10 protein-coding genes are annotated in these 8,403 nt (G+C 63.8%); 9 read left to right on the top strand and 1 reads right to left on the bottom strand.

The features are described from left to right. Positions 1 to 112 precede the first annotated feature (112 nt). Positions 113 to 559 (bottom strand): hypothetical protein, encoded by a 447-nt coding sequence (locus ACF8EF_RS16765; protein WP_176682404.1) that lies wholly within the window; start codon positions 557 to 559, stop codon positions 113 to 115. A 174-nt stretch (positions 560 to 733) separates the two neighbouring features. Between ACF8EF_RS16765 and ACF8EF_RS16760 the strand changes: the two genes are divergently transcribed. The 9 genes from ACF8EF_RS16760 to ACF8EF_RS16720 all read left to right on the top strand — a co-directional run bounded on the left by ACF8EF_RS16760 (position 734) and on the right by ACF8EF_RS16720 (position 8,276). Beyond that, positions 734 to 2,068 carry a lysine N(6)-hydroxylase/L-ornithine N(5)-oxygenase family protein gene (locus ACF8EF_RS16760; protein ID WP_176682403.1) on the top strand — a complete coding sequence of 445 codons (1,335 nt, stop codon included), beginning with the start codon at positions 734 to 736 and terminating at the stop codon, positions 2,066 to 2,068. Positions 2,069 to 2,242: 174 nt separating this feature from the next. Beyond that, positions 2,243 to 3,436: a PepSY domain-containing protein gene (locus tag ACF8EF_RS16755; protein ID WP_209966930.1), complete on the top strand. Its 1,194-nt coding sequence runs from the start codon at positions 2,243 to 2,245 to the stop codon at positions 3,434 to 3,436. Further along, complete coding sequence (locus ACF8EF_RS16750; RefSeq protein ID WP_176682401.1) at positions 3,433 to 3,972, top strand: thiamine pyrophosphate-binding protein; 540 nt, start codon at positions 3,433 to 3,435, stop codon at positions 3,970 to 3,972. Before ACF8EF_RS16755 ends, ACF8EF_RS16750 begins: the two co-directional genes overlap by 4 nt. After that, positions 3,969 to 4,289 (top strand): hypothetical protein, encoded by a 321-nt coding sequence (locus ACF8EF_RS16745; RefSeq protein WP_176682400.1) that lies wholly within the window; start codon positions 3,969 to 3,971, stop codon positions 4,287 to 4,289. Before ACF8EF_RS16750 ends, ACF8EF_RS16745 begins: the two co-directional genes overlap by 4 nt. Next, positions 4,286 to 4,855, top strand: a complete 570-nt coding sequence (locus tag ACF8EF_RS16740; RefSeq protein ID WP_392488048.1) for a DUF6162 family protein — start codon at positions 4,286 to 4,288, stop codon at positions 4,853 to 4,855. Before ACF8EF_RS16745 ends, ACF8EF_RS16740 begins: the two co-directional genes overlap by 4 nt. A gap of 16 nt (positions 4,856 to 4,871) precedes the next feature. After that, entirely contained in the window at positions 4,872 to 5,774 is a 903-nt protein-coding gene (locus ACF8EF_RS16735) for a metal ABC transporter substrate-binding protein (RefSeq protein ID WP_176682398.1), read from the top strand. Beyond that, complete coding sequence (locus ACF8EF_RS16730; RefSeq protein ID WP_176682397.1) at positions 5,771 to 6,520, top strand: metal ABC transporter ATP-binding protein; 750 nt, start codon at positions 5,771 to 5,773, stop codon at positions 6,518 to 6,520. Before ACF8EF_RS16735 ends, ACF8EF_RS16730 begins: the two co-directional genes overlap by 4 nt. Further along, positions 6,517 to 7,416, top strand: coding sequence for a metal ABC transporter permease (locus tag ACF8EF_RS16725; protein ID WP_176682396.1), 900 nt, complete (start codon positions 6,517 to 6,519; stop codon positions 7,414 to 7,416). The genes ACF8EF_RS16730 and ACF8EF_RS16725 overlap by 4 nt, the downstream gene beginning before the upstream one ends. Next, a complete protein-coding gene (locus tag ACF8EF_RS16720; protein WP_392462054.1) occupies positions 7,413 to 8,276 on the top strand; it encodes a metal ABC transporter substrate-binding protein in 864 nt (287 codons plus the stop codon). Before ACF8EF_RS16725 ends, ACF8EF_RS16720 begins: the two co-directional genes overlap by 4 nt. The last annotated feature ends 127 nt before the right edge of the window (positions 8,277 to 8,403 follow it).

Raw genomic sequence — 8,403 nt, 5'->3', positions numbered from 1 at the left:
TTACCCGCGAATACGGTCGCGGCAGCAACGGTGAACGGCGGGTGGAGATTGGCCAGCAGGCCTGGCCCATTCGCGGGTAAACCCGCGCCTACAGCGGCCTGTGCTTGTCCACTCAGGCCGTAGCGCTGACCATGCCACCCGCACTGCTGCCGCCCTCTTGCTGCAACAGCTCCAGTAACTGCGCCGTGGCTGCCATGATCTGCCCGTTGATGGTGGCAATGCTTGCCTGCTTGGCACCTATCGCTGCCGCCTTGGCAGCCTCGTCCAACTTGCTGTTCTGCAATGCAGCCAACTGTTTCTGCTCTTCTGCCAGTTGCTTCTGCAGGTCCTTGATCAGTTGACGCAGCTCGCTCACAGCCCCCGACTCGCTACTCTCTTCAGTGTCGGTGGATTGCGCCTGGCTACCCGCCGACACCTTCATGCTGTCACTGCTGATGCTCAACGGCCCCACCGCCTCACCGGCCTGTTTCGCCTGTTCGCGTTCGGTTGCTGCATTCGCGCTCAGCGTCTGCGCTGAAACGCCATTGATCATCAGGTTGCTTGCCGTGATGCCGCTCATGTCGATTCCTTGCCTGAAAGTTTGGTCCTTGCCGTAACCACCACATCGGCCGCCTCGCGCTGTTCTTTAGCCCGCTTAAATTCCTCCCCGGTTGGCTCGTTCCAACTCATGTACTTGCGCAGGAGCCGGAGCCCCGGCGGGCGTCCATATTCGACCATTCAGGAAATCGCAGCCATGAGCCAGTCCTCACAGCAGGAAACCATCAAAGACATGATCGGCGTGGGCTTCGGTCCTTCCAACCTGGCCTTGGCCATCGCCCTGGAAGAACTCGCCGAATCCCGGGGTCATGCGCTCGACGCACTGTTCATCGACAAGCAGAAAGACTACCACTGGCACGGCGAGACATTGGCTACCCAGAGCGAATTGCAGATCTCGTTCCTCAAGGACCTGGTGTCGCTGCGCACCCCGACCAGCCCGTACAGCTTCGTCAACTACCTGCACCAGAAGCAGCGCCTGGCCGACTTCATCAACCTCGGCACCTTCTATCCCTGCCGCCTGGAGTACAACGACTACCTGCGCTGGGCCGCCGAGCATTTCGCCTCCCAGGCGGTGTATGGGCAGGAGGTGTTGCGCATCGAACCGCACGTGCATGCAGGCCGGGTCGAACACCTGCGCGTGGTCACGCGTGACACGCAGGGCCGCGAATACAGCCGCCGCACCCGCTCGGTGGTGGTGGGCAGCGGTGGCACGCCGAAAATCCCGGAAAACTTCGGTGCCTTCAAGGACGACCCGCGGGTCTTCCACCACTCGCAGTACCTGAGCAGCCTGACCAAACTGCCGTGCACGGCTGGCAAACCGATGCGCATTGCCGTGATCGGCTCAGGCCAGAGCGCCGCCGAGGCGTTCATCGACCTCAACGACAGTTACCCGTCAGTCAAGGTCGACATGATTCTGCGCGGCTCGGCCCTCAAACCTGCCGACGACAGCCCTTTCGTCAACGAGATCTTCTCGCCCGACTACACCGACCTGGTCTACAACGAACCGGCCGACCAGCGCAGCAAACTGCTGGGCGAATACCACAACACCAACTATTCGGTGGTCGACCTCAACCTGATCGAGCGCATCTACGGCATCCTCTACCGGCAGAAGGTTGCCCATCAGCCCCGCCACAACGTGCTGTGCCGGCGCCAGGTGGAAGCAGTGGTGGCTACCCGCGAAGGCCTGGAACTGACCCTGCGCGACCTCGCCACCGCCCAGCAGCAAACCCACCGCTACGATGCCGTTATCCTCGCCACCGGTTACGAGCGCCGCTCACACCGTGAATTGTTGGCGCCGCTGGCCGATTACCTGGAGGACTTCAGCGTCGACCGCAACTACCGCGTACTGGCCAGCCCGGACCTGCAAGCCTCGGTGTACCTGCAGGGCTTCTGCGAAAACAGCCACGGTCTGAGTGACACCCTGCTTTCGGTCCTGCCGGCCCGCGCTGCGGAAATTGGCCGGGCGCTGTACCAGGACCTGGAGCAGTTGCACGAAAAGCCCCAAGCAGCCGCGGCACTGACCCGCGCCTGACTCCTCTGCAACAAGCCATCAAGGCCGGACTGATGCCTGTGCGCAGTCCGGCTTTTGCGCTTTGAAACATTTGCTTTCATTTAAACCTGCAGGTTTTCAATTCTCATTCGTCCTTATCAGTACAGCCCTCTTTGGTTGGCACACGCTCGACCACCAATAACAGAAGACCGTCTGATGGCCAAATCACCGAAAAAATCCAAATCCAGGCTGTGGTTCCTGGTCCACAGCTGGCTCGCCCTGCCGATCTGGTTCTTCGTCCTGATCGTCTGCTTCACCGGCATGCTCGCCGTGGTCAGTCAGGAAATCGTCTGGCTCGCGGACCCGGCCGTGCGCGCCAACAAGCCAGACGCGGACACCGAGCGCATGAGCTTTCAGCAGGTACTGGAGGCCTTGAACAAGGCCGAGCCGGACATGGTGGTGGAGCGCCTGAGCCAGCCGGATGGTTCGCACTTCGCGGTGAAGGCCAATGTCACCCTGCCTGACGGCACCAGCCCGACGCTGTATGTAAACCCTTACACCGGGGCCATCCAGGGCAAGACCCCAGACTTCAACTTCGAAGCCTTCACCCGCGCCCTGCACGGCTGGTGGCTGGTGCCGTTCACCAATGGTTTCAGCTGGGGCTGGTACCTGGTATCGCTGCTCGGCCTGCCGATGCTGGCCTCGCTGGTCACCGGCCTGGTGGTTTACAAGAAGTTCTGGAAAGGCTTTTTCAAACCCGTGCGCACCGGCCATGGTTCGCGAATTTTCTGGGGTGACCTGCACCGTCTGTCCGGGGTGTGGTCAATCTGGTTCATTGCGGTCATTTCCATCACCGGCACCTGGTTCCTGATCCAGGCGATCCTGTCTGACAACCACATCACCCTTTCCAGCCGATCCATCGTGCCGGTGATCGCCCGTGAGGAGGTGCCGCAAACGCCAGATGGCAGCCCCGCCTCGCGCATCGACCTGGATGAAGCGGCGCGCCTTGCCGGCCTGGCGATCCCGGGGCTGGAAGTGACCTCCATCTCGCTCCCCGCCACTGCCTACAGCCACGTCACGCTGTCTGGCCCGGGCTGGTACCCGTTGATGTTCCAGAGTGCTTCGGTGAATCCGTACACACGCAATGTCGACAGCCAGTTCCTGATCAGCGACCGTTCGGCCCTGGAGTTCGTCACCGAGTCCATGCGCCCGCTGCACACTGGCGACTTCGGCGGTTTGCCGATCAAGCTGGTGTGGTTCTTCTTCGGCCTGATCCTCACCCTGATGGTGCTCAGCGGCCTGCTGATCTGGACCAAACGCACCGCCCAGGCCACCGCCGCAGCCCTCAAGCGTAGCGAGCGCGCACCGCGTGCGGCACGCAGTGAAACCACCGTGGAGGTCCACTCATGAGCCAGGCCCAGGCCCTGCCCGCCAGCCCGCTGAAGCAGCTTTGGCTGAAGTGGCGTTTTCACCTGAACATCCTGCTGATCCTGATCCCGCTGGGCTTCATGCCCAAGTACTTCGCCGACGCCAGGCTGTTCCGCGGCGACGCCGGCCTTGGCGCCAACGTGATCAGTGACATCCAGGTCGGCCCCTACAGCCTCGACCTTGCCGAACTGCGTGACGAGGCGCCACGCGCCGACGGCCCGGCCGGCTACTTCAAATCGTTCAATGCATCGTTGTGCAAGGCCTGCATAAAGGACGTCAAGGCAGCCTACCTGCGCATCGGCAAGCCGCGCAGCCTGCGCGCCGCCGGCACCATTTTCTTCGGTGCACCGTACAACATGGGCACCTCGTTGCCGATCCCGCCGCGCACCAAGCCCGACGCGCAGATCTGGATCACCCTGGAAGGCTGGGACGGCAGCATGCACCAGGCGTCGATTCCCCTGGCCAAGGCATCGCCAGCCACCGTGGCATGGCTCAAGAAACAAGGAGACAACAAATGAAACACCTGATGCGCACCCTGGCCTTGCCCGTCCTGGTACTGGCCGCCGGCCCTGCGCTGGCGCACAACCCGATGTGCGAATGCGAAGAACTGGCCAACGGCCAGGTCAAGTGTACCGGCGGTTTCTCGGACGGCAGCGGTGCCCCCGGGGTGACCCTCGATGTGATCGGTTATGACGAAGAGGTGCTGGTCGGCGGCAAGCTTGGCGACGACTCGACGCTGACCTTCAAGCGCCCGGACGGCGAATTCTACGTGCTGTTCGATGCCGGCCCCGGGCACGTGGTGGAAGTGGACTACGCCGATATCGCCCAGCCATGAGCCGCGCCCAAGTCATTCGCCCGGCCGGTGCCGGGCACGAAACCCTGTATGTGCTGCTGGCAAGCCTGCTTATCGTGGTGCTCGCCGCCAGCGTGGTGCTGCTGCGCGGTGAGCGCGAGGACGAACAGGCCATCGCCCGCCACCAGATCGACGCTCGCCGCGACCTCACCGCCGCCGAGCAAGGCCTCTACACCGACCTGTGGGTGGCCTTCGACGAGATCCAGTTACTGCGCGAAGAAAACGGCGTTGCCCCCGGCGTGCAGGCCCTGGCCGAAGAAGGCCTGCCGCCGTTCATGGTCGACGCTGGCAGCCAGAGCCGTGGCGGCCACCAATGGTCATGGCTGGAGCCCGGCGCCTACCTGGGCCGCAGCCAGGCCCCTGACGTTGCCGGCAGCCTGCTGCTGATCCTGCCACCCGACAGCTCAGGCCAAGCCGATGTCTGGCTGCGCCGCGACAGCGCCGCCGTGATTCCGGACGACCTCGGCCAGGCCGCCCTGATCGCCGCTGGCTGGCAACAAGTGGTCAGCCACTACGACGCCGGGGTCACCCGCGAACACCGTCACTGAACCCAAGGACTCGCCCATGTTTCGCTCCGCCTTCGCCCTGCTCCTGGCCTTTGCCTTGCCGGCACTGGCCCTGGCCGATAACAGCAAGCCGCTGCGTATCGGCATCACCCTGCACCCCTACTACAGCTACGTAAGCAATATTGTCGGCGACAAGGCCGAGGTAGTTCCCCTGATTCCGGCTGGCTTCAACCCGCACGCCTACGAGCCGCGGGCCGAGGACATCAAGCGCATCGGCACACTGGACGTGGTGGTGCTCAACGGCGTTGGCCATGACGACTTCGCAGACCGCATGATCGCCACCAGCGAAAAACCCGACATTGCCACTATCGAAGCCAATCAGAATGTACCGCTACTGGCGGCCACCGGCATAGCCGCCCGCGGTGCCGGCAAGGTGGTCAACCCGCACACCTTTCTGTCGATCAGCACCACCATCGCCCAGGTGAACAACATCGCCCGCGAACTGGGCAAGCTCGACCCTGACAACGCCAGGTTGTACACGCAAAACGCCCGTGCCTACGCCAAGCGCCTGCGCGCCATGCGTGCCGAGGCCCTGGCCAAGGTCACCGAAGCCCCTGGCGCAACGTTCCGAGTCGCTACCATCCATGCTGCCTATGACTACCTGGTGCGTGACTTCGGTCTGGAGGTGACGGCCGTCGTCGAGCCTGCCCATGGCATCGAGCCCAGCCCGGCACAGCTGAAAAAGACCATCGACCAGCTCAAGGCACTGGACGTGCGGGTGATCTTCTCGGAAATGGACTTCCCGTCAGCCTATGTCGAAACCATTCAACGCGAGTCCGGCGTGCGCCTGTATCCGTTGACGCATATCTCCTACGGCGATTACACCAAGGATAAGTACGAGGTGGAAATGAAGCGCAACCTCGACACGGTGGTCCGCGCCATTCAGGAGAACCGCGCATGACCGCTGCCGCCAAGCTGGTGACAGCCTGCGGGCCGCGCATCGAATTCGCCGGCATCGACCTGACCCTGGGCCGCACACGTATCCTCGAACAGGTCAGTTTCAGCGTGGCGGCAGGCAGCGTGCACGCCATCGTCGGCCCCAACGGCGGCGGCAAGAGCTCGCTGATCAAGACCCTGCTCGGGCAGATGCCGCACGAGGGCCAGCTGACCCTGCATTGGCCTGGTGAGCGCGAAGTGATCGGCTACGTGCCGCAGGCACTGGAATTCGACCGTGGCCTGCCAATGACCGTGGACGACTTCATGGCCGCCATGTGCCAGCGCCGCCCGGCCTTCCTCGGCCTGTCGCGGCGTGTAAAGCCGGCCATTGATGCAGCCCTGGTGCAGGTTGGCATGCTCGACAAGCGCACGCGGCGCATGGGTGCACTTTCCGGTGGCGAGCGTCAGCGCGTGCTGCTGGCCCAGGGCCTGATCCCAGAGCCGCAATTGCTGGTGCTGGACGAACCGATGTCGGCCCTCGATGAAGCCGGCATACAGGTGTTCGAACAGTTATTGCAGGGCTGGCGCCAGGCCGGCACTACCGTTCTGTGGATCGAGCATGACCTGGAAGCCGTGTTGCGCCTGGCTGACCGGGTAACGGGCCTGAGCCGCCAGGTGTTGTTCGACGCCCCGCCTGCCCAGGCCCTGACTCCAGAGCGCCTGCTTGGCCTGTTCTCCGTTCACCCGCGCAGCGAGAGCCTTGCCCGATGAGTTTTGAAATCTTTCGCCAAACGGTCCAGGACTGGGCCACTGCCGGCTATCTGCCCGAGGCGCTGGCCTACGGTTTCGTGGTCAACGCCCTGCTGGCCGGCTTGATGATCGGTCCGGTGCTGGGCGGCCTGGGCACCTTGGTGGTGGTCAAGCGGTTTGCCTTCTTCTCCGAAGCGGTCGGCCATGCGGCACTGACCGGCGTGGCCATCGGTATCCTGCTGGGTGAGCCCTATACCGGCCCTTACGGCAGTCTGTTCGGCTATTGCCTGCTGTTCGGCATCCTGCTCAACTTCCTGCGCAACCGCACCGGGTTGTCGCCGGACACGCTGATTGGCGTGTTCCTGTCGGTGTCCCTGGCGCTGGGCGCCAGCCTGCTGTTGATGCTGGCGGGCAAAATCAACGTGCACATCCTCGAAAACGTGCTGTTCGGCTCGGTGCTGACCGTTAGCGCTCAGGACTTGGTCGTGCTGGGCATCGTCGCGCTACTGGTGCTGGCCTTGGCGCTGCCGCTCTACAACCGCATCATGCTGGCCAGTTTCAATCCGCAGCTGGCGGCTGTGCGCGGGGTGGCGGTGAAGACCCTGGACTATCTGTTCGTGGTGCTGGTGACGTTGGTGACCGTGGCTGCGGTGAAGGTGATCGGGGCCATCCTGGTCGGCGCGCTGCTGGTCATCCCGGCCGCCGCCGCTCGCCTGGTCAGCCAGTCACTCAAGGGCTTTTTCTTCCTGTCGGTACTGATTGCCACCATCAGCACCCTGTTCGGCATCCTGTTGCCGATCGTTATCGATCTGCCAGTGCCGTCAGGGGCCGCGATCATCCTGGTCGCCGGCATCTGCTTTGCCCTGGCCGCCCTGGCCCGCGCCCTCGTTCCCCGCCTGCAAGGAAACCCGGCATGAACTTCAAACACCTGACCCTGGCGCTGGCACTGGCCGGGCTGCCGTCACTGTCTTTCGCCACGCAAGTGCTGACGACCCTGCCCGTCACCCACAGCCTGGCCAGCGCCCTGCTCGACGGTACTGCGGTGCAGCTCCAGCGGGCAGCACCGGCCAACCTGCCAGCCAGCCGTCAACCGTCATATTTCAGCGGGCGTGGTGGCGCTGGCCTGCACAAGGCCGCCCAGCAGGCAGATGCGGTGGTCGGCGTGCGATCGATCTGGCGTGACGACCCGCTGTACCCGATGGCACGGCGCAGCAATATCCGCATTGTCGAGATCGATGCCGCGCGACCGGTGGATGGCGCACTGCCGGGCATTGCGGTGAGCGGTGACGATGCCTATGGCGCTTACCCCTGGCTCAACCCGACCAACCTCGGGCGCATGGCCGACGTGGTAGCCAATGACCTGGAGCGCCTGGCGCCGGACGACAAGGCGAAGATCCAGGGCAACCTGGCAGGGCTCAAGCGCCAATTGCTGGAGCTTTCGGCCAGCAGCCAGACGCGGCTGGCCAAAGTCGACAACCTGACGGTGGTGAGCCTGTCGGAGCGACTGGGGTATCTGGTCAACGGGTTGAACCTGGATGCGGTCGAGCAGCCGCTGCCGGCCGATTGGGATGCGGCCGCACTCAAGGCGCTGGGGGAGAACCTGAAGGCGCAGGACGTCGCGCTGGTGCTGGACCATCGTCAGCCGAGTGCGGCGGTGGCCGAGGTGATCAAGGCAGCCGGGGCCAGGCTGGTGGTGGTGGAGAGTGACCCTGAGGATGCGATTGCGGGGCTCAAGGCCAGTGTCGACCAGGTCGTCGGGGCATTGGGCGAGCGCTGATCGCACAGGGTCGCGCGGCTGCAGTGGACACGCATTGGTAGTCCGTAGGAGCGGGTTCACCCGCGAAAGGGCCGGGCCTGCTGGCCAATTTACACCCGCCGTTCACTGTTGCAGTCGCCACCGTATT

Origin of the sequence: Pseudomonas sp. zjy_15, from assembly GCF_043101865.1 — a bacterium.
Lineage (GTDB): Bacteria > Pseudomonadota > Gammaproteobacteria > Pseudomonadales > Pseudomonadaceae > Aquipseudomonas > Aquipseudomonas putida_Y.
This window is presented reverse-complemented; position numbering and strand designations above follow the sequence as displayed.